We start from the raw sequence: 24,966 nt of genomic DNA on the forward strand, positions 1-24,966 counted from the left end.
CGTCGCGTGGTGGATTTTTCGGACTTTCTCCGGGCTCTGAGGCGCGACGATGCCCCTGCGAGAAGGCCGACTCCAACGCGGCTTCACCGTGCGGAATCCCACTCCGTGCTCGCGCATCAACGCCCGGTGCGACATCCCTACGGCCATCAGGACGTCGGGCAGAACCAGTTGCCCGCGATGGGGTCCGGTGGGCAGCAGCCGCCCGGTGCGGTGGGGGCGAGGACGGGGTGGGTGCAGCGGCGGCGGTGGCGGGTCTGGGCCACGCATCGGATGTCTTCGACCGTGTGCTGGGCGAGGTAGAGGCACAGCAGCCGACGGGCCGGGCCGAGCTGGCGGCGTCGGAGTCGCGGTCGGAGTGGGCGGCCTGTGTGCTGGCGGGAGCAGGAGTGGGGATGAAGGCGCCGGTGTCGGTCAGGCGGCGGGTGTGGACGGCGAGCTGGCGGCGGAGCGCCTCGAGGCAGGCGGTGGCGCATCGCACCGCTCTCACCGCGAGCCGCCAGGGGCAGGTCGTGGTCGTCGCTCAGTCGTAGATTTGCTCCAGCACCGAGGCGGGCACGGCCTTTGCCACCCCACCACCGAACAGGCCATGGCCGCCTGACCGCTACCCGGGCTGATTCGAGTCGTGCGCTCCGTACGAGCGCCGCTGCACGGCCACGTCCAGAGCCTTGCCCACCGCCGGCCCGGACAGTGGCTCCCCCCGTGCCCAGCCGATCACCGACTCGGCCACCGAGTACAGCTTGATGTTGGTCTGCTGGGAAAATGCGCGCAGCACCTCGAACCCAGCCGAAGGCGGGATCCGGTGGACCGCGATGAGGACACCGATGGCCTGGTCGACCGTCGCATGAGAGCCGACCGCCTGGCGTAGCTGGGCGTTCTCCTGCTCCAAGCCGATACCCGAGGCGCCACGGTTCTCGGGCCGCTGCGTGTGTAGAATTTCCTGATCCACCGCGGCCCGCAATTTTGCGGTCCCGTCGTCCTCGTCCTCCTCCAAGCGCCCTGCGGGCTGGAGCGGAGCAGCGGTAATCGTCATCGGGCGCCCTCCCCGCCCAGCTCTCGCGGCGAGGGAACGCGATTGACTGCATCACGCAGCCGTGATGCCGCCGGATGCAAGTAGGGGCGCGCGGATTCGGGGTGCTTGTGCCCCAGGAGCATCTGCACCTCGTCCAACTTGCCGCCGGCGTCGACGACGTTGCTGGCCATCGCGTGCCGGCACATCCGCGGTCCCACCCTGCGGTCCAGTCCCGCCCGCCGAGACAACGACTCGCACAACTCCCCTGTTGCGTCCGCAGAGACCGGCGCACCCAGAGGGTGACGGAAGAGGTTGACGAGTAGAAAGTCGCCGCCGTCGGACCCCAGACGCTCATGCCGTTCCAGCGCGTACTGGTCGAATGCCTGCACGACCAGGAAGTCCACGGGCATCACCCACGACTTCTTCGACTTCGACCACGCGTTGTTCTCGTTCTGACGCCGGACGACATGCACGTGGGCGCCTTCGACGTTGCAGCCCAGTGACCGAGGAGTCCAACAGCAGGTGAGGATCACGGCGACGAAGGCCAGCGACCTGCGCTGGACGCAGTCCGACCCGGGACAGCAGGAGCATGATCAGCCGGTCGCGCGCTGAGCGGCAGGCGAGGAACAGCGCAATGACCTCCTCGTCGCTGGCTCGGTCGACCTCGGTCTCGGGCTCCTGGAGCCGATGGTGGGCTCGCAGGCGGTGGCGCATCGCACCGCTCTCACCGCGGGCCGCCAGGGGCAGGTCGTGGTCGTCGCTCAGTTCGTAGATCTGCTCCAGCACCGAGGCCGGCACGGCCTTGTTGGTGACCGCGTGGACCAGGAACATCCGCACGGCTGTGAGCACTTTGTTGATCCGGGTGTCCCCGCGGACTGGCTTGGTCCCGGGCCCGGGCACCACGACCTGGCGCTGCCCGCCGTTGCCGGTCCACCTCAGCCAGAGGATGAACAGCCCCATCTCGCGAGCCGCCGTACGCCAGTCACGCCCCGTGCTCACGCACCAGCGCAAGAACAAGACGAGACCCTCGGCGTACGCCTTCGTCGTCAGCTCCGCCCGCCCTCGCCCCAGCCGAATCTCCCGCAGGAAGTGGTCAGCGTCCTCGACGACCTCAAGATCGTCATCTACCACGGTCCAGTACCGGAGGCCCGAAGGCAGCCGAACAGGAAATGCACGCACTTGTACCCCTAGTCCACGAGTCGATCGCAACGATCCACCGCAGAGCCACACCCCCGGAGAACCTGTCCTACGGCCCCCACGAGGAGGTGCCGTACGACGTCACACCACAGTCCTGAAACCCCCCGAGAACATGGGCCGGGTGCGGGTGCGCAAATACTGCGAGATCGAGGACCGTGAGGTCGACCAGAGCGAGATCGGCAAGGGCTACCAGCTGACCAAGGAGCAGGTCATCCCGATCAGCGATAAGGAGCTTCAGGACCTGCCGCTGCCGACGGCGAAGACACCTCACGTTGCTATGCCGTCAAGTCGGTTGCCTTCAGCCCCTGTAGCGTGACCTGCCTATTCGAACGGGTGGGGGTGAACGATGGTCGACGTGGTGCGCGTGATGGAGGCACTGGCGGAGCAGGGCGTCACGGTGCTGTTCAAGGCGGATGCGGAGCGCATGCGTGATGGCGTCAGGCCGTGGACTTTCGTCGCGAACGGCGGCCCCTTCCATGAGGACCTGCTTGTGCGCACTGATGCGGCCTCGGTGGAGGCCTGCCTGAAGATCTGTCTGCCTCAGCTGCGTGACCGCGGGCTGGTCATCCCTGAGTGAGCTGCGGCCCAGTCGGCCGAACTATGCAGCAGCGGCTTCTGTCGCTTCGGGTGAAGCCGGAAAAACCAGGCGCTCGTCGAAGAGTCGCCGGTGCTGGAGGCAGTGGTAGAGCTGGCCGATCATGCGGTTGAAGAGGTTGCGCTGGGCGGCGGCGTGCCAGTCGCCTTGTTCGCGTCGGCGTCGGTAGTGGGCTCCGGCTCCTGGCGAGTGGCGGAGCGCGGAGAAGGCCCACAGGTAGCCGGCGTGGTTGAGCCGGTCGTTCTTCACCCATCGCCTGGTGATGGCGGACTTCTTGCCCGAGGCGCGGGTGATGGGAGACGAGCCTGCGTATGCCTTGAGGCCGCGGGCGTCGGCGAACCGAGTTCTGTCGTCCCCGATCTCGGCCAGGATTCGGGCGGCGAGCTGGATACCGAGCCCGGGGAAGCTCAGCAGGATCTCGGCGTCCGGGTGCTGGGGGAAAGCCTCTTCTACCGCTTCGGCGAGGTTGTCGGCAGCGGCGCAGGCCGCCTCCAACTGGATGAGCAGGGCGAGCATCTGCTTGCCGAGAGCATCCTCGACCAGCGGCGGCTGGTGGGGCCATTCGCCCCGAAAGACCTCGCGGAGGCGGTCGGCCTCGGCGTCGATGCCGCGCTGGCGGCCGGCTCGCTTGAGCGCGGCCTGGATCTGGGGGCGGGTCAGTCGTGCGGCCCGAGCCGGGGTCGGGGCAGCCTTGAGGAGTTCCCGGGCCTCGGGACGACACAGACCGTTGGTCCAAGCGGCGAAGGCGGCCGGGGCGGAGGGATAGTACTCACGCAACAAGGACTGGAGCTGGTTGGCGAGCTGCTGCCTGTTCCATAGCGAGTCCTGCTGAGCGCGGGCCAGGACGGAGATCGCGCGGCCGAGGTCGCTGTCGTCGGGCAGTTGCCGGTGGGCGTGCATGTCAGTGCGGAGGATGTTGGCCAGGACCAGGGCGTCGCCGGGGTCCGACTTCCTGCGAGAGACGCTGTGCCGGTCGCGGTAGCGAGCGGCGGCCATCGGGTTGATCGCGAAGACCTGCCGCTTGCCGGTCCGCAGCACAGCAACCAGCAGGCCGCGGGAGGTTTCGATCGCGACCGGAATAGGGTTCTCGGCGGTGTCGCCGTACTCGGCGAGCAGCTCCAGCAGGATCTTGTAGCCGTCCGCATCGTCGGTGATGTGCCGCTTGGCGAGCAGTTGGCCGGTGTCATCGACCAGGGCGACGTCGTGGGTCCGTTCCGCCCAGTCGATTCCGCAGTAGATCAAGATTCCCCTCCCCAGAGTTCGGCATTTACGCTGGTCACGAGCGCATGCGGGCCACGCAGCGACCTAATCCCAGGACTCGGCACGAGGGCCGGTCCGCCACCTCACTAGCCGTTCGTGGCACCAGCGCACCCCACGGGCCTCGGTCTGCACAGGAGCTCGGTGGGCTCGGGCATATCGAGAGGTCGCCATGGGGCGGGCTCGCACCACTAACGTCAACGAGTGACCAAAGCCCGGGCTTCTCTGAGTCATAGCCAAGGCATGGTGGTGGCGGCCACGAACGTCAGACGCCACCACTCTTTGCATAGGCGTCGACGCCGGGCGATCGAAAGGCATGCGCCTGACGCACGTGACCGCCACCACCAGCACCACGACCGCGCACCGATCTACGTTGAGGCCTCGACGGCCCGGCTGCACTTGGATGTCACGGTCTGGTACTCGAACGCTCTGAGAAGCACCCGCTCCTGCGGAACGCTCACAACTACGGATTAGGCGATCGAGATCGTCGCGTTCGTGCCGCTGGACTCCGTCGACCCTCTGAAGATCGGCGAGGGCTACTACCTGGCGCCGAGCGGGCTTATCTAGATCTCGCTCTGATACTTGCTGGTCAGCAGGGTGTCGTGTGGTGAGGGACGTGAGGTGTGGAAGGTCAACCTGGAGCGTCAACTCTGCGTCGAGGTGGATTGGTTGTGGCAGTGGCCCCGCCGAAGGCGGGGCCACTGCGTTGATCTGTGAGGTGCGGTTGCGGTCGGTGCCGAAGCTCTGTGCTTGTCATGCTGGCGAGGGAGGCAAGGTCACGGGCGTGAGCGCGGGGGATTGAAGACGCAGAACTCGTTGCCCTCCGGGTCGGCAAGGACGATCCAGCGAAAGCCGTGTTCGCTCATTTCTTCAGAGAGCCGCTCGGCGCCGAGTCGTTCGAGACGGTTGGCCTCGGAGGTCAGGTCTGCGGTCCCGAAGTCCAGGTCAAGGTGCATGCGGTTCTTCCCCTGCTTGGGTTCTGGGACGTGCTGCAGGAGGAGAGTTGGTGCTGGAGTCTGCCCGACCAGGCTCAGGTAAGGGGGTCCGTGGAATCCGCGCCGGTAGTCCAGCGGGGCGAGCGCTGCGAGCCAGAAGTTCGCTTGCGCTTCGGTGTCGACACAATCCAGCGTCACGACGATCTGCATGGCGGAACGGTAGGAGCCCTGGTCCGCCTTGACGATCCATTTTCTGCAGCACCCGGGCTCCTTATGCCTTGCCGCCCTGGTTGGTGTCGCGGATCATCTGCCGCAGGCTCGTGCGGGCGGCCGCCAAGTCGGCTTCCAGGGCGCGGGCCTTCTTCTTCAGCGGCCGCAGCTCGGCGAGTTCTGCTTCCAGTTTCCGGTTGGCATCGGCCTCGACTTGGTGGCGTGGTGTGCCCTGCGCCTTCGTGTGATCCGTGACCGCGACCTGGACGTCGCCGGCGAGGTCGCGCCAGGCCCGCCACGCGGTCTCCCACGAGGTCTGCTGCTCCTCGGTCCAGGCGGTCTGAGTCGGTCGACCGTGAACGAGCTGATGATCCAGCTGGCGGCTTTTCTGCAGAAGCATCCGGACGCTGCGCCGGAGCTTCAGGACCTGGTCGACGAGATCAAGGGTGCGGGCGACGGTGAGGGGGCGCAGACCAGCGTGCACCACAACACCAACAGCCAGGTCGTCATCTCCGCTGGTGACATCAACGCCTCAGGCGGCTTCCACTACCGCTCCCCGGAGCAGAGCCGGTGAGCGAGGAGACTTTCCCGAGGCCCGTCGCACCACCGCCGCCTCCCCCACCCGTCGCCCCGCCGACACCCGGCTTCCAGGTAAGGGTGGGCGGCAACCAGAACTCGAAGATCATCATTGCCGCCGGCTCCATCTCGATGAAGGACAAGCCTCAGGGGCCGGTGGCCCACATCCCGCAGGCCGAGCTCGACGTCGTACAACGGGCGTGGGTGGATCTGGATGCGCGCGACCAGCACGTGCGGACGGCGGAGGAGGCAGTCGCCCGTCTCACCGGGGATGGGCCTCGTCTGGCAGTCGTCGCGGGCCCGCCTGGATACGGCAAGCGAACTGCCGGAATCAAGGCATTGTGGGAGGTGTCCCAGGGGCAGTCCCTCGAGCTCCAGGAGATCGTGCCCGACTGGGAGAAGCCCGGCTCCCCGGACGTCGCAGAGCTGCCTGACGAACCGGGCACGGGCTACCTGCTGGACGTGGCCGCGGAGATCAGCGCCTGGCAGAATCGGGGCTCTGTCGCGCAGCAACTCTTGGCGTACGCGGAGAAGCTGAGGTTCTCGGGCTCGTTCCTCGTCGTGATCGCCGACGAACACGGCTGGCCCGAGGCGGTGTCGGGGGCGGTCGCGGGCGCCGTCGTGCGCGCCACGGCCCGGCCGTCCGCGCGTCGCGTGGCGAGGATGCATCTGGAGTACGTCCACCGTCAACCGGACCGCCTGCAGTGGCTGGCTGGCACTCCGTCCGACACGGGCCTGGCCGGCAAAGCCGCGCAGCAGTTAACCGATGGCAGCCGACCAGCTGACGCGGTCGACCTGGCCGCCAAGCTTGCCGCCGCGGAAGACTCCCCGGAAGGGCTCAAGAATGCCTTGAGCGCCTTCCAGGAGTGGCGCACCGACGTGCGGGACGTCTTCGCGGCGACCGAGGAGAATCCCGATGACCGCGCCCTGCTGATCTCCGCTCTCTTCCTCAACGGCAAGGACGCGCTGACGGTGCAGGACGGTGCCCGGGCACTGCTGGGTGAAACGCCGAAGGCGGACGTCCGCACGATCCTGACCGGACCGGATCTGACCAGCCGACTGATGGCGATGGGCGCAGAGGTCACCGGGCGGACCGTGTCACTGGACCACAAGCCCGGATACGCCCGTGCCGTTCTGCTCCACCTGTGGCAGCAACGTGCCGACATCCACCCGCACCTGCTGAAGTGGCTGGACACCGTCACCTCCCCGAAGGATGCGGGTGCCGACCGGCTGGCTGACATCAGCGACCTCTTGGTCGAACTGGCCGTGGCCGAGAACGATATTCGGGTCGTGCAGAAAGTCCACGCCTGGATCGACAACGGGGCCGACAGTCCCGAGCACCGCGCGCTCATCGCCCGCTTCCTGACCGTCGCCGCGGAGTCGGACACGCTGGGAGCCGGAGTCAGGGGCCTCCTACTGGACTCTGCGCAGGAGACTACGCAAGCCGTCGCAACCGTCGTCGCCCTGGTCTGCCAAGGTGAGTTCGCCGAGCACTACCCGCGCCAGGCCCTCGTCCGTCTGCGGCACATCCTCGACCGACCCGAGAAGGACGAGGCCGTACGAACGGCGCAGAAGGCCCTGCGAGACATCGCGCGCCGGGACGGTCAGCTGCCACGCGTGTGGAGCACGGTAGTCGTAGCCCGGGGGTGACGCATCCGGTATTGATGACAGCGAACCTCACGCTCATCAGCGCCAGCCGCCAGGCCGGGTCGCCGAGGCGCGGCAGTTGCACCGGGTCGAAGCCGGGCCGCAGTCGGGTGAGAGTGAGCACGAACGCGTCGGGCGCCGGGCGATCACTCCGGGTCCGGTCGGTTCGGGCTGCAAGGTGCTCGCGGGCCGGGCCTCCGCTCCAGCCTGGCGTGGATCAGCTCCCGGTCCGGCTCGCTCGCGGCGGCGACGAGGCGGGGCCTGCTGTCGGTGGTGGTGTAAGGGGTCAGGGTGTCGCTGATCCGGGCGGTGTGGGCTGCCCAGCCCGCGGGCCACACCCGGGTGGGGTGCCACCGTCGAGCGCAGCGACTCCAGCGCCTGGTGGAGGCAAGCGATGCGGGGCAGGTCGCGGCCGGTGGTGACCGCGTTGCGGCAGGCGAAGCACAGCAGAACGACACTGCGCACGGCGTCCCGGCAGCGCCGTGGTCGGAATTGTGGAAGTCCGCGCACGAGGCGACCGGGGTGCGGAGTCGGCCGCCCAAGAGCGGGAACGCCTCCCCGCCTCGAGGCGCGGTTGAGTTCGCGAACCAGCCGGCAGGGGCGGCAGGACGGGCGGGGCCATCCCGTTAGTCTCTGACGATGGCTGATCCACATCCCGCCGTCTATAAGGCGTACTTCACCCGCACGCCCTTCCAACTCCTCGCTGGGGTGGGCTGGAAGCGTCTGGTCGCGTTCTGCGTCGATAGCACGGGCATTCTGCTCGGCGGTGCGCCAGCCCGCTATAGAGCTCAGACGGCGTTCGTGCCGTGGGAGGACATCACATCGGTGGTCGTGTGGCAGCAGCGCATGGCTGGCCCCTCAATGAACTACGTCGGCGTCCACCGTCGGGCGGGAGCCCCGGAGCTGCCAGGGGCGAACCGCAAGATGACTCCCGCACAGGCAGCTCGCACCGCGCCCCACGTCGAGTACGAGCTTCTCCGCGCGAGCCGGCCCATCAACTTCTGGCGTCTCGACCCCCATCGCCTCCAAGCCGCAGTCGATTCCTTTGCTCCCAACGTTCCAGTCCTGGTGTACCAACAACCACACCTCCGTTGAAAGGAGATCGTCACCAACATCAGGCTAGCCCTCCCCTATCAGCCACCCGTAGCCGCCGACTTGGGCTGAGCTGCGGGCGCTCTCGAGGGGCCGGGCCCGCTGGTTCAGAGCGGTGCGACGACGTGGAGGGCGACAGCCTGAAGGCCCGGTTCCACCATGAACGTGGGAAGCCGGGCCTTCTTGTTGTCCGGTGGGGCCGTCCTCAACGAGGGAGTGGCAAGCACCGCACGAGTCAGGCTGACTGTTGCTTTTGCTGACTGAGTTCGAGCAGCAGCGCCTGGTACTCCTCAGGATGCTTCTCGCGCAGGACCGCCATCCACAGCCGCGCGCCCTTCACGAAGTCGGCTGTCGCCATCTTCAGGTGCAGGTGTTGGACGACATAGAAGGCGTCATCGTAGGGCAGCTTGCGCGGCTGTTTAGCGTTGTCCTGGTCCGTTCCGTCCGAGGCAATTTCAGCTCGGTCGGTAGCGCCGGAAGGATCGGCTGTTTTCTGCGAGGCCTGACGTTGGGCTGGAGGCCTGGTGGCGTTTCGCATCGGCCTCCCGGCGGACTGGTTGTCTGCGGACAGCGAGCCACTTGAGGTGTGTGCTGCCTCTGCTTCTGTGCTGCGGGCCGGTGGTGAGCCAACTTGCGTGGTGATTGCGCCGTAATCACCCGCAGGTGGGCTCTTGGCGTCGTCCTCGTCAGTGTCAGCTGTTCGTTGCTGCGTGCCGCGTTTCGCTACGTGTGCCGTTTCCTCCTTGCGTGCCCGCTCCGCTTTGAGCTCTTCCAGAGCGGCTTCCTGCTGTTCGGCCGGCTTGTTGCCGACCGCGCGCAGCAAGTCGATGGGCTCCTGGCCGATGCGGGCTTGGAGTTCTGGACTCAGTTTGAGAAGTGCCAAGCGCTGGGAGATCCAGCCTTGGGAGCGGTGGAGGCGTTTGGCGAGGGCTCGCTGGCTGCCGTGAATGTCCAGGAGACGCTGGAGGGCCCGGGCTTCGTCGAGTTCTTCGAGGTCCTGGCGGTGGATGTTGGCGACCAGGGCGGACTCGAGGAGCTCTTCGGGCGTGGAGCCTTGGTCGTCGCTGACCATGACCTTGAGCGTTTCAAGGCCGGCCTCACGGGCGGCGGCGAGGCGGGTGCTGCCGTCCACGACGACGTGGGTGGTGTCCGGCTCAAGGTCGGCTTCGCGTTCCGGGTTGGCTTTGACGTAGGCGTCGCGGTTCATGACCGTGACGGCTTGCTTCTGGCCGTGAGTCTTCAGACTGCCCTTGAGGTCGGTGAGGTCCCCGAGAGTGGAGCGGGGGTTGTCCGGGTTGAGGCTAATCCGATGCACAGGGAGTTCTGTGGGGGCGGCGATGCCCTCGGTCGGGACGCCCGTGGCGGCAGCGACGGCCTGGCGGCGTGCGCTGACTGTGCGCACTCCTCCACCGAATCGGCCGGAGCCCAGCTGATCGGCCTTGCTCACGAGACCTCCCTTGCCAGGGCGCGCATGCCGACAGCCTGCTGTGACTTGGGGGCGTAGGACAGCAGGGGTTTCTTCACGCGGACTGCTTCTTTCTGTTCTTTGAGGTCGCCGATGAGTCCCACGACCCGTGGATCCTTTATGTCCACCCATCCCTGGAGGGATGAGGTCGCGATGTATCCGCGGCGGGAGTCGTAGAGGTTGACGACGATGCCCAGGTAGTCGATGTCGACTTGGAGGTCTCCGCGCAGGTCGTCGATCTGGGTGGTGAGGAGTTCGTAGGCGTCGGCGGAGCTGTCCTCGGCTTGGACGACGATGAGGGCTCCGGATTGTCCGGGTTTTTCGCCGTCGCGCCGGCGTCCGTAGTAGGCGGCGGCGTCCATGCTGAGGCCGAGGCTGGGCGGGCAGTCGACGATGATTACGTCGTAATCGGCTTCGAGGGGGGCGAGGGCCCGCTCGAGCGCGGCTTCCCGGGCCCGTACGGCGGACAGGCGTACGTCGAGGAGGAAGGCGTCGTTGCAGGCGGGCAGGAGGTGGAGGCGGCCGCCGAAGGTGTCGTCGTCGACGGAGACGATGAGGTCGCGCAGGTCGCCCTTGGCGTCGCCGGCCATGTGGTTGGTGAGGCTGTCGCCGTTCAACGGCAGCGGGCTGCCGCCTAGCTGGTTGGTGAGGTGGCACTGCGGGTCGAAGTCGACGAGAAGCACGCGCAGCCCGAGGCCGGGCAAGTTCTCGATATCGAGTGGGTCGCTTCCGGATTCGGATTCGTCGTTGTGCACCTCGCTCGCGCGCAGTGCCTTGGTGAGTGCCTTGGCGACGCGTACCGGGTGCAGCTTGTTGGGGTCTTCGGCCAGTGCCTCACCTAGTCCGGCGGTGACAGCGGTCTTGCCGACTCCCCCCTTCTGATTGCAGACGACGAAACGGCGGGTGATCGCGGGGCGCTCGATGTCTGGGGCGGGATTGGTGTCGAGCCACAACTGGACGGATTGGGCCAGGCCCTGGATGAGGGAGACCCGCCGGTCGGCTGTGATCCGCCGGAACTCCTCCCACTGCCCGGGAGGCAGCCAGGTGGAGAAGGAATCGGCGCTTGCGGTGTCGACGGGGGCGGGGGTGGAGGCAAGGCTGCACCAGTCGGTGATGCCCTGTTCGACTGCGGCCTGGATCTCGATGCCGTGCTGGGCGGCTCTGATTTTGAGGTTCTGCCGGAGCCATCCCGGCAGCTTGGAGACGACCTTCTCGCGGTCGCTGGAGGTGGCTGGCGAACTCATGAAGGACACCATACTAACGCTCGTGATCAACTGCAGCATTGAAACGTTAGTTGGACCAAGTTGATGAGGGTTCACCTACTCCCCCGGCCGATTACACCGTGACCACCTTCCTCCGACTGCCATCCCCCGCCGAGTGATTACGCCGTAATCACTCTGTCCGAGGAGTCCGACAGGAAGCAGGACACGGCAGCAGTGGACGCAGTTGTGTCACGTCCGAATCTCGCCTGTGGCTGCCGCGCCAAGGCTGCCCGTACTCCCCCACTGTTGGACGGCCCGTGTCGTTCAGCGCTGGGTGCCCATGCCGGGCAAGCCGCGCCCTCCCCCTCACACGAATCGACCCGCGCCGGTCACTGCCCGCTCGGGCAGCGAGCAATGCATCGTGGTGTCGGAGACTGCAGCAGGCTCGGCTGGCAGAGCCCACAGCCCGGCCCGGGCAACAGCATCCTCGGGACGGTCACCTCGCGTGCCAACCGCCTGCAGGCCGGACACCCACTGACGCCCCTCTCGCAGCTGCAAGGACGGTGGTGCGGCGGGCGCGTAGATAGGGTCGTAGAAGTCGCCGCCCTGTGGCGCCGGGATGAGGTGCGCTCACCCTCGCCCTCTAGTACGAGGAGGCGGGATCCTTGATCCTCTATACATGCTGCTTCCTATCGCCCATGAGAAGACCGAGCTGATCGAGGTTGTCCGCATCGTCGACCCGATACGGCACATCACTTCGGAGGATTTGACCGGTGAGGAGGTCGCCACCTGGGAGGCACCCCGGACTGGCCAGGTCCTATCTCTCATCCGAGACCTTCCGGGCAGCGAGCTGCAGCGCTGCTTCATCCCGGGCTGGGGCATCCGGGCTCGCAGTGCGACGACCGACCTGCTGTTGCACCTGGCCTTCTGCTTCGACTGTCATGGAGTACGCCTGTGGGGACCAGGCGTCCCGGCCGGACACGAGGCGCTTCACAGCTTCGATCCGGACAGCGCTGCCGCCCAGGAGCTACTCCAACAGTTCCGCGACGCCGGGTCCGGCTGACTCCAAGGCTTGTTCGGCGCAATGCGGACGCCCCCGCGACCCGGTAGAGACGTCGAGGAAGAAGCGGTGGCGCCGGAGACGCCAGGATCCTTGTGCCGTCGGCCCTCGCAGAGATGGGGGCTCTGCTCTGTCGGCCGGGCGTTTGCGGCGTGCGTTCTAGCTAGCGCTTGATCGCATGGGTTCGTCAGGGTCGTGGTGACGATTCCGTCAACGCCCGCCACCGCGACGTCCTGCTTCCCAACTCAAGGAACTCGCCCGCATCCGCAGCGAAACGGCATCCGCTGGGGCGGCCGACCCGCTCTCGCCGCCCGATAAGGCACCTGGCGAACGTTTCAGCTCACAGAGCCACCTCCGCCTCGGATCTGTCTGTGCTACTTGACCAGCCGGAAGGCGGGGTGCCCGACTCGGGCCCGCAAGAACTCCACAGGTCCAAGCGCCATGCACGCCTCGTCCGCGATCCCCAACACCCTAGGAAGGCCAGCCACAACCGACGCCTGCCCGGTCCAGCAGCTCGGCCTTGACCGCGCCCCCGATGATGTCCATGACAGCGGCGGTCAGAAGGGCCGTGGCAAGATGATCGATCTCGAGATTGCAGCAGGCGCTGACATTGACGGCATGGGTCGGCCTGAAGCCGAAGATGGCCTCCACCTCGGGCTCGTCCGCGTGCTCAGCCTCGAAGAGGCTCTCATCGCCGATACCCGGCCCCATCAGGTGGACCAGGAAGGGCCGACGCCAGTCCTCGCGCTGCGGACTGAACCCACCAGGGCCGTGAGCTCCTCGTCCGCGGACGTGTTGCCGACAATTGACAGCGGGGACGGCCTTCGCCAGTCCTCCTCTCGCTTGTCCTCGACGGCCAGCCACTCTGCGAGCAGGTCGACGTCGAAGAACCCGGGCCACTTCTCGGCACAGTGAGAGGACAGGCCCACTAGCAATACGCGGAAGTCCCGCAACGCTGCCGAGGAGAGCGGCTGCGCCAACTCGATCACCAACGTCGGACCAGACATGCGGGAGCCTAGTTTGATCGGATCAGCGATCGCTCAAACTGTTCCCACACCAAGCAGCCCGCCCAAGCGCTGCCGCCGCCAACCCTGCGCACCTATGCGGTCAGAGCACTGGTGGTGAGCACGGCCGGCCCGGCACTGCAGATGCGCCCGCCTGCCGAACCTCATTGCATGCTCCACGACCGTGTGAGGCTCGAGAACGCACGGTGAGCGGGGAGCTGTCAGTGGCGCCGTGCATGATCAAGCTCATGACTCATGGTTCTGCCGAAGCTCTGCGTTCCCTCGCCTTGCAGCACCTGCCTCCCAACATCGCCGAACAGTGGCTGGGGCTGTTGCGGCCGTCTATACGACTGGGCATAGCCACAGGCTCAGACAGCGTGGTCGGTCAACTCGGTGGTCAGCCGAAGCTGCCAACCGGTACGCGCTGGCCAGTCTGGGAAGGACACGGGCCGCTCTCGTTCGTTGCTTCGATCGATTGTGCGGCTCTTCCCGCCCATACTCTGAACATTGACCTGCCAGAGACGGGGACACTGCTGTTCTTCTACTTCGACGGGCAGCTTGATGACGGCGACGCTCTCGTGCTGGCAGAGGACCGGGACAGCTGGCCCGGCGCTCGCCTGCTCTATGTACAGGCAGACGAAGGCCTACGGGAGAGGGAAACACCGGGGGAACTCAGGCCGTATCCTCTGGTTCCTCTGACAGCGCGGGTGGAGATGACGGCGGCTGATCCCTGGCATCCCTCGATCCGAGGAACCTTCGCGCCAGGTGCCCCGCTCGGGCAGAGGTACGACCACCCCGTATGCACTCAGGAGTTCCTCGAGGCGCTATGGGAGTTCGATGACACGGTCGGCCATCAGGTCGGCGGACATGCGCACTCCGTACAGAACCCTGTGGAAATCGAGATCGCAGAAGCTGTGCTGGAGGGGCCAGTGTCCTGGGAGGATCCGCGGCTGTCCGACGAGGCGGGCAGGTTGGTGCTGCTGGCGCAGTTCGACAGTGAGGATGCCGCGGGCATGATGTGGGGTGACAGCGGTGCGTTGTACTGGCTTATCCACCCGCAGGACCTGGCCGAGCAGCGCTTTGACCGGGCGATATTCACCTGGCAATGCAGCTGATGTCCGCCCGGCCCCTTTTGCATTCGGGGGATGTCCTCGACGGCTCGTACAAGGCGGTGAGCCATGAATCGGGCAGGGGCCCCCGGTCCATCGGGGGCAGCCGCACGCGCCTCCGGCTCGTGCGAGCACCAGATGCTTCTCCTGTAAGGAGGGGTCGGCCAAGGCACACGTCGATGGCCGAGGCGAAGGTGGCCCGTCGGCGCTCCGAGCCGCTCCGCTGTGGGTACTGCGGCCCATGACGAAGCGCCTCGGTGATTACGGCGTAATCACGGTGGGCACTGCGGCAACGTCGTCCCGCATAACAGTTCTCCCTTGTCGATCTGATGCCCCGTGGGGTCACGGGGGCAGTGGGATGCCGTTGGAGACGCTGATGACCTCGAACCCCGCACTTCGCTTAACGACAGGCAGCGAGGCGCCCCGGACTGTGGGTGATTACGCCGTAATCAGTTCGCCGATGAACGGGCCAGCGAGGCGACGCCGTCAGCGGAGCGAGCGCACGTGAGTCTGCTGGTGGTCCTGACAAGGCACCGACGCTGGCACCTGCACGAACCGGCGGGAGAAGCGCCGAGGCTCCCCTTATCCGCCGGGTGTGGGGGAGTCCTCCTCGCAGACTTCCGCTACTGGGACGGCGGGCGCTGCACGGATTGCTGTTCCAGGAACGCGACTGCTGCGGATAGGGCGAGGTGTGCCTCGTTGGTGGTGGCTGCGGGGAGTGCTAGACGCTTCTCTGCGTTGCCCAGGGCACGGACTGCAGCACTCAGATAGCGACTGAGGCTGACCATCTGGGTGGGGGTACTACAGCTGGACAACACCTCGGCTACCTCATCCAGCCAGTACTCAGCATCCTCATCGAGGACGAGACCACTTCGCTGTTCCAGCAGCCGGCCTGCTACAGGCATCAGTGACTGATGCCGACGCTGGGCAGCTTCCTGTGCCCGCCGTTCGGCTGCCCTTTCACGGCTGAGCCGTTGTTCGGTCGCCGCCACCGCCTCGGGCGTGCGCCGCACAGGCTCTGCCCCAGGGGCATCTTCCATCCAGGCTGCAGCCTTTAGCCGTTTGGCCTTGTTGTAGGCGGCATTGGCTGCGTTGACGGCGAGCGCGGGCGCCAGCTGCTGCCACTCGGCACCAGCTGCCCGTGCATCGGCCACTGCTCGAGCCTGGTGGATCTCAGCCCGCTCGCGCAGGTACTGCCATAGCTGGACACGCTTGAGAGCAGCTTGCTGCTGCCTTTCGGGTGGCAGGCGGCGCAGCGCGCTGGCGTGCTTCTCGGCATAGAGGAGCGCGCTGTAGGTCTCGTTGTCGGCGGGCATGCGTTCCACGCTGGGGTCTTCGGCATCCTCATGGAGTTGCCGGAGTTCCCCGACGACTGCTGTGGCGTCCAACTTTCCGACTTGAGTGCGCTGCTTGACCAGCGGTTTTGTCGGGGGGCTGGGCTTCCTGATGCGACTTGCCATGCGTTGCAGTGTGCCCGTTCAGGGTGATTCACAGAATGTGAATCACCTGACGTCGGGGCGAGGGAATCCGCTGAGAGGGCACCCCACACCTATCCGGTAGCGGCGTGAGCGGCCCCTATGGCTTTGGTGCACCAGGGATCCCGCTGGCCGGAGTCTTCGGATCGCCGACCGACCAAGCAGCGGCCTCGGGCACGACTGAGCCGCCCCTACCCGTGATCGAAGTGATTACGGCGTAATCACTCTGCGCAGGACCGTCCGTCCAGGGTGCGGCACGCAGGGCAGCCCTGAGCTACGGGTGATTACGCCGTAATCACTTCGCGAGCCACACAGCGACAGCTTCCTGGGGCGCTCTTCGCGGCGAACCAGTCGATCTCCCAGCGTCGCAGCCCGCGCGCCGTCCACGTGCCCTTGCCGCTGGGCGGGAATCTGAATCCGGCCGTGTGCAGGGCGAGCGCGGCGTCGTGCATCTCGCGCGCGACGCAGGGCCGTGGCGGGGGAGTCGGCCGGCGAAGACGTGCGGAACTCGGGGGCCGGGTTGGCGGTGTCCTGTATCAGGACGTCAACCTCGTAGGCGGACAGCGCCATGTTGTCCAGCTCCCTTCTTATGTCGGTGATGAGAGAACCACCGCGACCGCTCGGACCTCCGTCGTGGGAAGGCCGGGGCAGCACGGAAGCATCCGTAACACTGGGCAGCGGGTATGTCCTTGGCGGGCCGCGCGGTGCCCTGTGCGGTCACTGCGAGTCGACAGAGAGCGGGGGATGGTGGACGTGAACATTGTGACGTTGCTGGTCTCAGTGATCGCGCTGGTCACATCAGCCTGGTTGGCCTGGAGTCAGCTCACCTCGTCTCGGAAGTCGACAGTGTTGGCGATGATCCTGGAGGGGTTCAGAGACACCCGTGCTGATGATTACCTCGAAGCCATCGAGTACGTGTTGTACCGGCTGGCAGTCGAGCACCCACAGCCCGTCGCCTATCAACAACTCCCAGAAGAGAGCAGGCGGTACATCCAACGGGTCGGCCTGTTCTACAACGACCTCGGCAAGCTGGTCGCGCATGGTCTGGTCGATGAGTCCCTGATCACCGGCGCCTACGGCGGAAGCCTGCTGCGGGCATGGAATGTACTGGCGCCTTACGTGTATCTCGAGCGCCAAGAACATCAGCGTCAACCCATGCGTTACTTCGAGGACTTGGCTTGGCGGGTGTCACGCCGTCGTCCGGAAGCCGTGTATGTCAAGTTGGGGCTGCATCTACTTCCCCCTGAGAACTTGCACTGACCATTTGATGCGAAGGTGGCCGGGCTTCGTGAAGGCGCCGATGCGCGACAGCTGAGCGGTCACTGAAAACTGATGGGCCGCGGGCTATCTCCATCGACATACTGAGGGCGGCTGTCCCGTCGCCGAAGGAGATGTGTCGATGGAGGTGCCAGGGTTCACCGTGCTGGCGACCGAATCCGGGAGCGGGGGGCAGAGAGCCTTGCAGGCTGTCGGAGCGGTGACCGGACTGAGCCTGTGGCGGAGCAAGCTTCTTCTGGGCACCACCCCTGCGGCAGTTCTGGACGAAGCCCCGCTCGACACGGCCATCGTCGCGGCCCGGCGCCTGCAAGAGGCTGGTGTGCCTGCAGCCGTCCGGTGCACCTGGTGCGACCGGACGGTGTCCCGCGACGAGACACTGCTCGACCCAGGCCCCTGTGCATCCCGCTACTGGCCGACGGCCCATTGCCAGGCAAACTGCCTGACCAGCTGTGATTGCGAGTTCTGCAGCACCTATGGGCCCACCGGCCTCACCCTCTGAAACTGCGTCGAAGCATTGGCTCATCCCATAGTGGAACGATCTGCAGGGACGCTCATGGCCGCTGTGACAGTCCTCCGCCCGGACGGCGGAGGACCGACGAGTAGGTGCCCGCAGCGGTCAGCCAGCCTTCGCCCGTTCCTCGGGCCGCCCTCGCGTCGAGGCGAGGCGGTAGGAGTCAGCGCCGGTCTCGAGGAAGGTGCCGTTGCAGGTGAGCCGGTCGAGCCCATCAAAGGCGGTGCGCGTGAACTCTTCTCACCGGCCACGGGGGAGGAAGGTGGAGAAGGAACTCGCACTGGCAGTGTCGACTTGCGCAGGGGAGGCGGCCAGGTTGCACCAGTCGATGATGCCCTGTTCGATGGCGGCCTGGATCTCGATGCCGTGCTGGACGGATCGGATCTTGAGGTTCTGCCGGAGCCATCCCGGCAGTTTGGAGACGACCTTCTCGCGGTCGCTGGAGGTGGCTGGCGAACTCATGGAGGACGCCGTACTAACGTTCATGATCCTTCGCTGTCGTTGACGGGTCAGTTTGACTACCTGTTGGGCCGGCAGGGATCACTCACGCCAGCTGGGAGCTATTACGGCGCAATAGCTCCCATGCGACCACGCCTCGCGCTTGCAGTGCTGTGCGGCACCCTGCACCCGTGACGTCGCACCACAGCTGTAGTACGCCACGATGTCGTCAGGTCTCCTCCTATTACGGCGTAATAGGAGACGGTCAACGCGAGCTGCGCGCACTCGGGGGCGGCCAGATGTAGCAGCTGGCCTGTCACACAAGGGCCCGAACCCCGGCAGCAAGTTCGCGGGGAGTACGGGGTCTTCGTCGTACTCGGTCGTGTGCGTCAGGGTGCCCAGGTGGCGGGGCGCTCCTTGGCCAGGGTGGGGGAGCGCGATGGCGGTTGCCGGGGCGGCGGTGCGGTAGGTGGTGCACCGGCGCTAGCCGATCAGCGGGCTGTTCGGAATCGGTCCCTTACAACGCTGCGGGCGCCCCTCATTGCGAGGGGCGCCCGGCCTATAGGTGCGCCTGTCAGCGGCGGATCAACGGTCTTCGCTCTCTTTGTGGGCCATCAGTCCACCAGGATGTTGAAATCCCGGTCGTCGACGACATCCTCACCGAGGCCGAGCTCGTCCCCGAGCGCGAGGTAACGATCGTAGCGAACCTGGCTGATCGGCACGAAGTACCCCTTCAGGGCCCGGAGTAGCAGTCGGAACCCCAGGTCCGGATCGACGTCCACCGCCCGTTGCAGGGCCGGGACGACACCATCGAGCGGGCTGTAGGCGTGGTGGGTTGTGGCCTGTTCCAGGGCAGGACCGATTGACCTGACCTCGGCGGCGACTCCCTCCTTCATCGCTTCGTCCAACACCGGCGCGGCAGCGGCGGGTTTGGGGGAGGGGTCGTCGCGTCGGATCCTGTCGGTGCAAATGTCCGCGATCCGGCGCAGCCACACCCGGCCGTCGATCCCGAGGCGCTGCAGGTCGAATTCCCGGAACGTCCCTGCCAGCCACAGGGTCTCGATGTCCTGGCTGGACAGCGGTGATTCCAGGAGTACGAGACAGTCCTGCAGAAGCTGGTGGGCGAACGCTCCGTCAAACTGGTCGGCAGCGCTCGTGACGACGTCCAGGCCGGCGGTCTCGCTGTTGACCGCAGGGTAGCGGATCCACTTGATCAGGCCGCTGAGCCCGATGTCGACTCCGAGGTGCCGGTGTGGCTGCGCCATGTTCCTTCTCCTACTTGGGGTAGGCGGTGTAGATCACGAAGTTGTTCGGGATGTTCGCAGCCGGATCCCCAGGGTGGCTGTTTCCTCGAACCGCCTTGATGTTGATGACCACCCTGTTGCCTGCGTTCACCGGCGTTGTGGCCCCCGCGTGCCAGATCTTGCCGAGGGATCCCTCGCCGCGAAGCTCCCATTCGATGGGGAAGAGGTCGTAGCGGGGATCGAAGGGCTCCGATCTCGGCTTCTTCCGCTGCTTGGTGATGAAGTCCGCGAGCTTCTTCCCGTTTTTCGGACTGCGCTGCAGCCATTGCTGGAAGGCCTCGTTGATGCAGCGCGTCGCGGTGTCCTCATCGTTCCAGACTGTCGCGATGCCATCCTTCTTGGCCTTGTCCTTCGCCTGCTGCTCGGTGAGGCGGACGTGTGAGCCCAGGGTATGTGCGCCGTCCTTGCCCTCATCGGCCACGATGTTCAGGCAGTTGTGGACGAGCACGTCCTGGGGCCGGTCACCCGTCGTGCGTACGAAGAAGGTGTGCGGGCCGTCGACCGTGAGGTCGTAGACCGTGGCTGGCTTCAGGCCCGTGCGGTTGTGGAGGGCCGTCACTGCGCGGACAAGGCCGTCCGGGGTGCGCAGACGGTCACCGGCGCGCAGTTCGGAGACTGTTCTCCAGCCGCGGTCCAGCACGAAGAACTTGTGACCCGCGGTGCTGGTCAGCGTCCCGCCGTCAGCGACGGTGATGTCCATCAGGCGCTCGGTGGCGTGCCGGAAGGTAGCGGTGACTTTCTGGGTCCGCAGATCCCCGGATGCTGGATCCGTGGCTTTCACCAGGTCCCCGGCCGCCACCTGGTTGATTGGCTTGTGTGAACCGTCCGCCATCAGCACCCGGGTGTCTCCTGGGAAGCTGTTGCGCACACAGGAGGTAAAGGCGTCCTCGTAGATGTTGACCTGCTGCGAGATCTTGGTGAGGGTCGCCGGGTCCAGGTCGAGGGCCTTCAGCGCCTTGTAGGCGTCGGCGATACCGGTGCCGGTCTTCATCGCGGCGTCCAGTGCCTGGATCGCCTCGGCAATCTTCGTGAACGCCTTGCCCGGGATGAAGTTGCTCAGGGCCCAGGCGCAGCCGCTGGCGCTGCCGTGCCAGCAGTCGACGAAGTCCTGGACCAGGACCGCCTTGATGAGCTTGTAGGTGAGGGTCTGCTGAATCAGTTCCAGCTTCGTGAAGTGCTGGGTGACCTCCTTCTTCAGGCCCTTGAAGGGCTTGCTCTCCAGGAGCAGCGTGTCCTCTGGCGGGCAGCCGTTGGCGGTAGCTGGCACGTCAGGGTTGGTGCAGAGGAAGAAGTCGACCGTCGCGTTGAACGTGACTTTGAACGTGACGGTGCAGCCCTCAAAGCCGATCTCGATGACGCAGTCGTTCTGCTGCTTGGCGTCGGTGATTTCGATGCTGTCCTCGTCGACGACGTACCAGGTGCCGCCGATACCGGTGCCCGCGCCTGACGCGACCTGCTGGTTGGCCTGCTTGCGCGCGGCGGACTCCGCGGCTTCCTGCGCTTCCTTGGCGTACTTCAGTGCGTCCTTGGCCGCTTGTTCGGCTTCGGTTGCGGCGGTGTCGGCGCGGTCGGCGGCGGCCCGGGCGTCCTTGGCCGCCTGTTCGGCCTCGGAGGCGGCATCGCGGGCGGCCTGGGCGTCGAGGGCGGCCTGGTCAGCGGAATCCCGGGCGTTCTTGGCGTGGCCTTCGGCGCGGCCTGCTGCCTTGTCGGCGGCTTCGGCGTCCTCGGTGGCCTGCCTGTTGTAGTCGATGGTGCGGGCCAGAGAGGCGGATGCCTGTGAGGCGGCCTTGGCGGCGTCGGCGGCGTAGCCGAGTGCTTCCTTGGAGTAACCACGGGCGGTGGCCGCATGTCCGGCGGCGTTGGCGGCGTGCTGATAGGCGGCCTTGGCGTCGCCGGTCGCCTGTTCGGCGAGGTTCTTGGCCGCGGCTGCCTCGGCCTGTGCGTTCTCGGCGTGGGCGTCGGCGACGGCCCGCTGCTGCTCGGCGAGCGATTTCGACGCCTGCCCGGTCAGGACGACCAGGCCGGCGGCCGAGTCAGTGGTGATGTAGGGGGAGCCGAGTTCGATCGCGTCGTTGGCCGGCTTGGCGACCTGGACGGCGGCGTTGCCGGCGTCGGTGGCGGCCTGCGCTGTGACGTGGGCGAAGCCCGCGGCTTTCGCCGCGGCGGCCAGGGCCTTGGCGGCTTCCTTGTTCGCTTCGTCCGCCTGGGTCTTGGCGGTCTTGGCCAGTTGCTCCGCCTCGTTGGCCAGCTCGACGGCTGTCTTGGCCTCGGAGGAGGCGTGCTCGGAAGCCTTGATGGCGTCGGCCGCCGCGCTGGTCGCGGTCTTCATCGCGGCGTCGGCCTTCAGCTTCGCGGCGTGGGCGGCGTCCGCGTGGGAGCGGGCCCGCTTGGCGGCGGCTTCGGCACGTGTGGCCGCGGCGTCCGCCTCGGCTGCCGCCTCCGTGGCCGCGTTCGCGGAGGCCCGGGCCCGGCCGGCTGCCGCCTCGGCGTCATCCGCGTGCCCAGCAGCCGCGTCCGCTGCCGCTCTGGACTCATTGGCGTTGCTGTCGGACTCGTGGGCCTGGGCGAACGCCTCCTTCGCGTCCGCCTTGGCGCGGGCGGCATCGGCCCTCTGCTCGGCGTCCCAGGCGTCGTCGCGCAGGTCGCGGGCCTTGTCGCGGGCCTTGACCGCGTCGTTCTTCCTCGCGACCGCGGTCGCCTCGGCGGCTTCGGCCTTGTCCTTGGCGTCCTTGGCGTTCGCCGCTTCGGCCTGCGCGTTCTGCTTGTGCTGTGCCGCCTCAGCCTGCTTGGCCTCGGCGGTTTCCTTCTCCGCCTTGGCCGTCTTCTCCTCGGCCTCGGCCGCGAGCCGCTTGGCATGCGCGTCAGCGGCGGCCGCCTTGGCGTCACCTTCGGCCTTCAGCGCCTCGGCGAGCTTGGCCTCCGCGGTCTCCTTGTCCTTCTTGGCGTTGTCGCGGTGCACCTTCGCCGCGTCGGCCGCGGCCTTCGCCTGCAGCTCCGCGGCATGGGCCGCCTCCTTGCGGAACTCCGCCTTCGACTGCGCGGCCTGGGCAAGAGCGCGCTGTGCGATGGTCGCGCTGTCACCCGCAGACGCCCGGGTCGCCGCCTCGGCGGTCTCAGCGGCCTTCACCATCGCCGTCAGCGCCGCCACCGACCCCTTGGTGACCTGCGCCTTTTGCTGGCCGACCAGAAGCCCACGGCCCCGCGGCGCACCAGCGGCGTCCGCGATGCCGTACGCGGCCTGCTCAGCCGTATCGGAGGCGGTAGCTGCCTTCTTGGCGCTCTCGAGTTGAGTCTTGAGCGTGGCCAGGTGCTTCTTCGCCGCCGCCTGGGCGTCGGTGATGACCTTCTTCGCCTTGTCGAACTCGGCCTTCTCCGGGTACAGGGGACTGTCCGTGCCCTTGTGACCGGACGGCTTGATCAGGAACTTCTGCGAGGCGGCGTTCTTGCAGTCCCACAGCCGCGCGTCCGTGCTCTTGGTGAACGCGCTCAAGTCCAGGCACTTACCCGTGCTCACGCTCTTCAGAGGCGAGGCGGCACGGACGTCGCCCTTCCACGACTGCCCCTTGGACTTGTAGCAGTCATAGATCTGGATCTTCGTGCCGTTCGCCGAGGCGTTCCCGGCCACGTCCAGGCACCTCTGGGAGCCGACATTGCGGAAGTAGAGATCGTCCTCACTGCCCTCCAGCGTCCACTGCTGGGCCGCGCCGCCGTTACAGGTGTAGATCTGCACGGGCGTGCCATTGGCTTCCTTGCCGCCCGCGACGTCCAGGCAGCTGCCCGCCGCGCCGGGCACCTGGATCGCCACAGGACTGTCGCCGATCCACCCCAGCCCGCCGGCCGACCAGTAATCCTGCCAACGGGTGGAATAGTCCGCCATCCACGACTGGCCGAGGACCTGCCCCAGGGTGAAGCTGCCGTCCTGCAACGCCTTCGTCGCGGTGACGTTGGCACCAAGGATCTGCTGGCGCTGCGTGGCCTGCGCGGCGATCTCCTGCTGCCACTCGGCGGACGCCTGCGCCACCTCCTTGCCCAGAACCCGGTTCGGGTCGATCGGGGCGTGCCACGAACACGACGCGAAGCGGGCCTTCAAGTCCTCGACCGCTATGCGGTACTCCGGGGTGTCCGCAGCCGGGGCCGTGCGAGGGAAACCGCCAGAGCCCAGGAAGATACGAGCGTCATCGGCGAACACCCGGGGCACGAACAACTCGTTGGGTTCGATCTTTCCCGAGTTCTTCTTCCAGAGCTTCCACGCCTGCTGCTCCTGCGGTGTCCCCCCGGTGGTGTACTGCGGGTCGCCGACCGCGAGCGCGGCGGCCTTCGTCTTGTCGTCAGCGGTGGGAGAGGGATCGTAGAACGGCGAGAACAAGTCGACCGATTTGAAGTACGACTGGTACAGCCACGGAACGAGGCCGATCTGGTCGTAGATCTTGTCCTCTCCCTGCGGTGCGTCAGGGTAGGAGCTCAGGCCGCTGACGGTGCTGGACCACGCACGCTCCTGGCCATTGGCCTTCTTGAGCCACTGGTCGCTGTCTGCGCTGTCTGCATAGGAGGCCTGGTGCAGGGGAGAGTTGTTGTCGGTGAGGTCCCGCTTGAGTTTCTGGTGGAGCTGGTCGGGAGGCAGCCCGATGGAGTTCTGTGCGAGGCCGAACAGGTTGGGCCCGCCCTTGCGCAGGGCGTCGACGGCCACACACTGATCCTCGCGCAGCTGCTCGGCCGCTTTGGTGTCAAAGCCGTCGTACGAGTCGCCCGCCGCGGCGACAGGAGCCGTGCGCTGTTCGGCGCCCCGGCCGAGTAGGCCGGGCTGAACGGCCAGGCCGCTGAGAACGGCCAGAGCGGCGACGGACGTGACAGCCGAACTTAACGCTGTGGATGTTCGTGAACTGGGGTTGAACAACCCCGGTCTGAATCGCAAAAGGGGCATCCTTCGTAGCAAGCGACGACGGCAGGCGGGGACCGTAGTTGGAGGTGGTGGGGCGCGCAGGTCAGCCCGCCCAGACAGCAGCGAGCGAGTGGGTGTTCCAGCGAGCCGACATCACGGCACGACGTGCCGTCTCTGCCCCGTGACGGCACTCCCCAGTGCCGTCGGATGGCATGCGCGCGTCACACCAGGGGTGGTCAAGGTCCCTTACGTGGTACGCGCGGCGATCAACTTAGCCACAGGCCAACTGGGCACGGCAAGCGCCACCCCCGACACCCGGACTCCTCAACGGGAAATCACTTGCGCGGCTTTTCACGGCGCGGCACCAGCAAACACCAAGCTCACAACGGGAGTTACATGTGTGGGATACGTAAAGCAAGAGTGCAGATCTCGAAGACCTCCCGCCAAAGATTGACCGAAAGTTACCTACTCGTCAGTAATCCAGTGATGACTCAAGAGGGCGCCGTCTCCGTCTGACCGTTCTCCCCAATGTCCAGCCCTCGGTGAGGTCGCAGATTTCGAGGCCGCCGCCGGCCTGGTGCGAGGGCGTGATCGACGTCGCGTTGGGTGCTGCTCATGAGTGCCTCCCGGGTGGAGGGGTTCAGGCGTGGTCGTCGTCGCGCCGGCGTTTGGGCTGACCATCGGAGCCGAGCCAGCTGAGGCAGGACTTCGGTGGGATTCGCG

The 24,966-nt window shown here is 66.7% G+C and carries 21 protein-coding genes and 3 pseudogenes; 9 read left to right on the forward strand and 15 right to left on the reverse strand.

The annotated features are described in order from the left end of the window. The first annotated feature begins 227 nt into the window (after nucleotides 1-227). Nucleotides 228-530: a hypothetical protein gene (locus ABZ016_RS13135; protein ID WP_356916658.1), complete on the forward strand. Its 303-nt coding sequence runs from the start codon at nucleotides 228-230 to the stop codon at nucleotides 528-530. A 71-nt stretch (nucleotides 531-601) separates the two neighbouring features. Here the strand turns inward: ABZ016_RS13135 and ABZ016_RS13140 are convergent, their stop codons facing one another. Genes ABZ016_RS13140 through ABZ016_RS13150 form a run of 3 tightly spaced genes read right to left on the reverse strand, consistent with a single transcriptional unit; the run spans nucleotide 602 to nucleotide 2,140 of the window. After that, on the reverse strand, nucleotides 602-1,030 hold the full coding sequence (locus tag ABZ016_RS13140; protein ID WP_356916659.1) for an ANTAR domain-containing protein: 429 nt from the start codon (nucleotides 1,028-1,030) through the stop codon (nucleotides 602-604). Beyond that, complete coding sequence (locus tag ABZ016_RS13145; protein WP_356916660.1) at nucleotides 1,027-1,419, reverse strand: site-specific integrase; 393 nt, start codon at nucleotides 1,417-1,419, stop codon at nucleotides 1,027-1,029. The genes ABZ016_RS13140 and ABZ016_RS13145 overlap by 4 nt, the downstream gene beginning before the upstream one ends. After that, the gene (locus tag ABZ016_RS13150) at nucleotides 1,361-2,140 is read right to left on the reverse strand and encodes a hypothetical protein (protein WP_356916838.1); all 780 of its coding nucleotides are present in this window, start codon (nucleotides 2,138-2,140) and stop codon (nucleotides 1,361-1,363) included. Before ABZ016_RS13150 ends, ABZ016_RS13145 begins: the two co-directional genes overlap by 59 nt. A 172-nt stretch (nucleotides 2,141-2,312) precedes the next feature. On the opposite strand from ABZ016_RS13150, the pseudogene ABZ016_RS13155 reads away from it, so the two are divergent. Then, nucleotides 2,313-2,468, forward strand: a pseudogene (locus ABZ016_RS13155) (Ku protein); the annotation flags it as partial. A gap of 84 nt (nucleotides 2,469-2,552) precedes the next feature. Next, on the forward strand, nucleotides 2,553-2,783 hold the full coding sequence (locus ABZ016_RS13160) for a hypothetical protein (RefSeq protein ID WP_356916661.1): 231 nt from the start codon (nucleotides 2,553-2,555) through the stop codon (nucleotides 2,781-2,783). A gap of 21 nt (nucleotides 2,784-2,804) precedes the next feature. Here ABZ016_RS13160 and ABZ016_RS13165 read toward each other — a convergent pair whose 3' ends face one another. The 3 genes from ABZ016_RS13165 to ABZ016_RS13175 form a co-directional block, all read right to left on the reverse strand. Beyond that, nucleotides 2,805-4,046: an IS110 family transposase gene (locus ABZ016_RS13165; RefSeq protein WP_356916830.1), complete on the reverse strand. Its 1,242-nt coding sequence runs from the start codon at nucleotides 4,044-4,046 to the stop codon at nucleotides 2,805-2,807. A 788-nt stretch (nucleotides 4,047-4,834) separates the two neighbouring features. Next, complete coding sequence (locus tag ABZ016_RS13170) at nucleotides 4,835-5,203, reverse strand: VOC family protein (RefSeq protein ID WP_356916662.1); 369 nt, start codon at nucleotides 5,201-5,203, stop codon at nucleotides 4,835-4,837. Nucleotides 5,204-5,264: 61 nt separating this feature from the next. After that, the gene (locus ABZ016_RS13175) at nucleotides 5,265-5,603 is read right to left on the reverse strand and encodes a hypothetical protein (RefSeq protein ID WP_356916663.1); all 339 of its coding nucleotides are present in this window, start codon (nucleotides 5,601-5,603) and stop codon (nucleotides 5,265-5,267) included. Here ABZ016_RS13175 and ABZ016_RS13180 point away from each other — a divergent pair. From ABZ016_RS13180 to ABZ016_RS13190, 3 genes are all read left to right on the forward strand, one after another. Then, on the forward strand, nucleotides 5,571-5,777 hold the full coding sequence (locus tag ABZ016_RS13180; RefSeq protein WP_356916664.1) for a hypothetical protein: 207 nt from the start codon (nucleotides 5,571-5,573) through the stop codon (nucleotides 5,775-5,777). The two genes, ABZ016_RS13175 and ABZ016_RS13180, sit on opposite strands and share 33 nt — an antisense overlap. Then, entirely contained in the window at nucleotides 5,774-7,429 is a 1,656-nt protein-coding gene (locus ABZ016_RS13185; RefSeq protein ID WP_356916665.1) for a hypothetical protein, read from the forward strand. Before ABZ016_RS13180 ends, ABZ016_RS13185 begins: the two co-directional genes overlap by 4 nt. 636 nt (nucleotides 7,430-8,065) lie before the next feature. Further along, entirely contained in the window at nucleotides 8,066-8,521 is a 456-nt protein-coding gene (locus ABZ016_RS13190; protein ID WP_356916666.1) for a hypothetical protein, read from the forward strand. A gap of 232 nt (nucleotides 8,522-8,753) precedes the next feature. Here the strand turns inward: ABZ016_RS13190 and ABZ016_RS13195 are convergent, their stop codons facing one another. Continuing rightward, nucleotides 8,754-9,965, reverse strand: coding sequence for a ParB/RepB/Spo0J family partition protein (locus ABZ016_RS13195; protein ID WP_356916667.1), 1,212 nt, complete (start codon nucleotides 9,963-9,965; stop codon nucleotides 8,754-8,756). Beyond that, entirely contained in the window at nucleotides 9,962-11,227 is a 1,266-nt protein-coding gene (locus tag ABZ016_RS13200) for a ParA family protein (protein ID WP_356916668.1), read from the reverse strand. The genes ABZ016_RS13195 and ABZ016_RS13200 overlap by 4 nt, the downstream gene beginning before the upstream one ends. 637 nt (nucleotides 11,228-11,864) lie before the next feature. On the opposite strand from ABZ016_RS13200, the gene ABZ016_RS13205 reads away from it, so the two are divergent. Then, the gene (locus ABZ016_RS13205; protein WP_356916669.1) at nucleotides 11,865-12,248 is read left to right on the forward strand and encodes a hypothetical protein; all 384 of its coding nucleotides are present in this window, start codon (nucleotides 11,865-11,867) and stop codon (nucleotides 12,246-12,248) included. A gap of 468 nt (nucleotides 12,249-12,716) precedes the next feature. Here the strand turns inward: ABZ016_RS13205 and ABZ016_RS13210 are convergent, their stop codons facing one another. Both ABZ016_RS13210 and ABZ016_RS13215 read right to left on the reverse strand, forming a co-directional pair. Then, complete coding sequence (locus tag ABZ016_RS13210) at nucleotides 12,717-12,956, reverse strand: DUF6368 family protein (RefSeq protein ID WP_356916670.1); 240 nt, start codon at nucleotides 12,954-12,956, stop codon at nucleotides 12,717-12,719. Next, nucleotides 12,956-13,252 carry a DUF6368 family protein gene (locus ABZ016_RS13215; RefSeq protein WP_356916671.1) on the reverse strand — a complete coding sequence of 99 codons (297 nt, stop codon included), beginning with the start codon at nucleotides 13,250-13,252 and terminating at the stop codon, nucleotides 12,956-12,958. The genes ABZ016_RS13210 and ABZ016_RS13215 overlap by 1 nt, the downstream gene beginning before the upstream one ends. 233 nt (nucleotides 13,253-13,485) lie before the next feature. Between ABZ016_RS13215 and ABZ016_RS13220 the strand changes: the two genes are divergently transcribed. Then, entirely contained in the window at nucleotides 13,486-14,364 is an 879-nt protein-coding gene (locus ABZ016_RS13220) for a YwqG family protein (protein ID WP_356916672.1), read from the forward strand. Between the two features lie 617 nt (nucleotides 14,365-14,981). Here the strand turns inward: ABZ016_RS13220 and ABZ016_RS13225 are convergent. Then, nucleotides 14,982-15,818 carry a hypothetical protein gene (locus tag ABZ016_RS13225; protein WP_356916673.1) on the reverse strand — a complete coding sequence of 279 codons (837 nt, stop codon included), beginning with the start codon at nucleotides 15,816-15,818 and terminating at the stop codon, nucleotides 14,982-14,984. Between the two features lie 759 nt (nucleotides 15,819-16,577). On the opposite strand from ABZ016_RS13225, the gene ABZ016_RS13230 reads away from it, so the two are divergent. Then, entirely contained in the window at nucleotides 16,578-17,093 is a 516-nt protein-coding gene (locus ABZ016_RS13230) for a hypothetical protein (RefSeq protein ID WP_356916674.1), read from the forward strand. A 634-nt stretch (nucleotides 17,094-17,727) separates the two neighbouring features. Here ABZ016_RS13230 and ABZ016_RS13235 read toward each other — a convergent pair. From ABZ016_RS13235 to ABZ016_RS13250, 4 genes and pseudogenes are all read right to left on the reverse strand, one after another. Next, nucleotides 17,728-17,832, reverse strand: a pseudogene (locus tag ABZ016_RS13235) (AAA family ATPase); the annotation flags it as partial. A 33-nt stretch (nucleotides 17,833-17,865) separates the two neighbouring features. Beyond that, nucleotides 17,866-18,084: pseudogene (locus ABZ016_RS13240) on the reverse strand (ParA family protein); the annotation flags it as partial. Between the two features lie 590 nt (nucleotides 18,085-18,674). Continuing rightward, nucleotides 18,675-19,325: a hypothetical protein gene (locus ABZ016_RS13245; RefSeq protein WP_356916675.1), complete on the reverse strand. Its 651-nt coding sequence runs from the start codon at nucleotides 19,323-19,325 to the stop codon at nucleotides 18,675-18,677. Nucleotides 19,326-19,335: 10 nt separating this feature from the next. Further along, nucleotides 19,336-24,285, reverse strand: a complete 4,950-nt coding sequence (locus tag ABZ016_RS13250) for a ricin-type beta-trefoil lectin domain protein (RefSeq protein ID WP_356916676.1) — start codon at nucleotides 24,283-24,285, stop codon at nucleotides 19,336-19,338. Nucleotides 24,286-24,966: the final 681 nt, after the last annotated feature.

Source organism: Streptomyces sp. NPDC006372, from assembly GCF_040612515.1.
Lineage (GTDB): Bacteria > Actinomycetota > Actinomycetes > Streptomycetales > Streptomycetaceae > Streptomyces.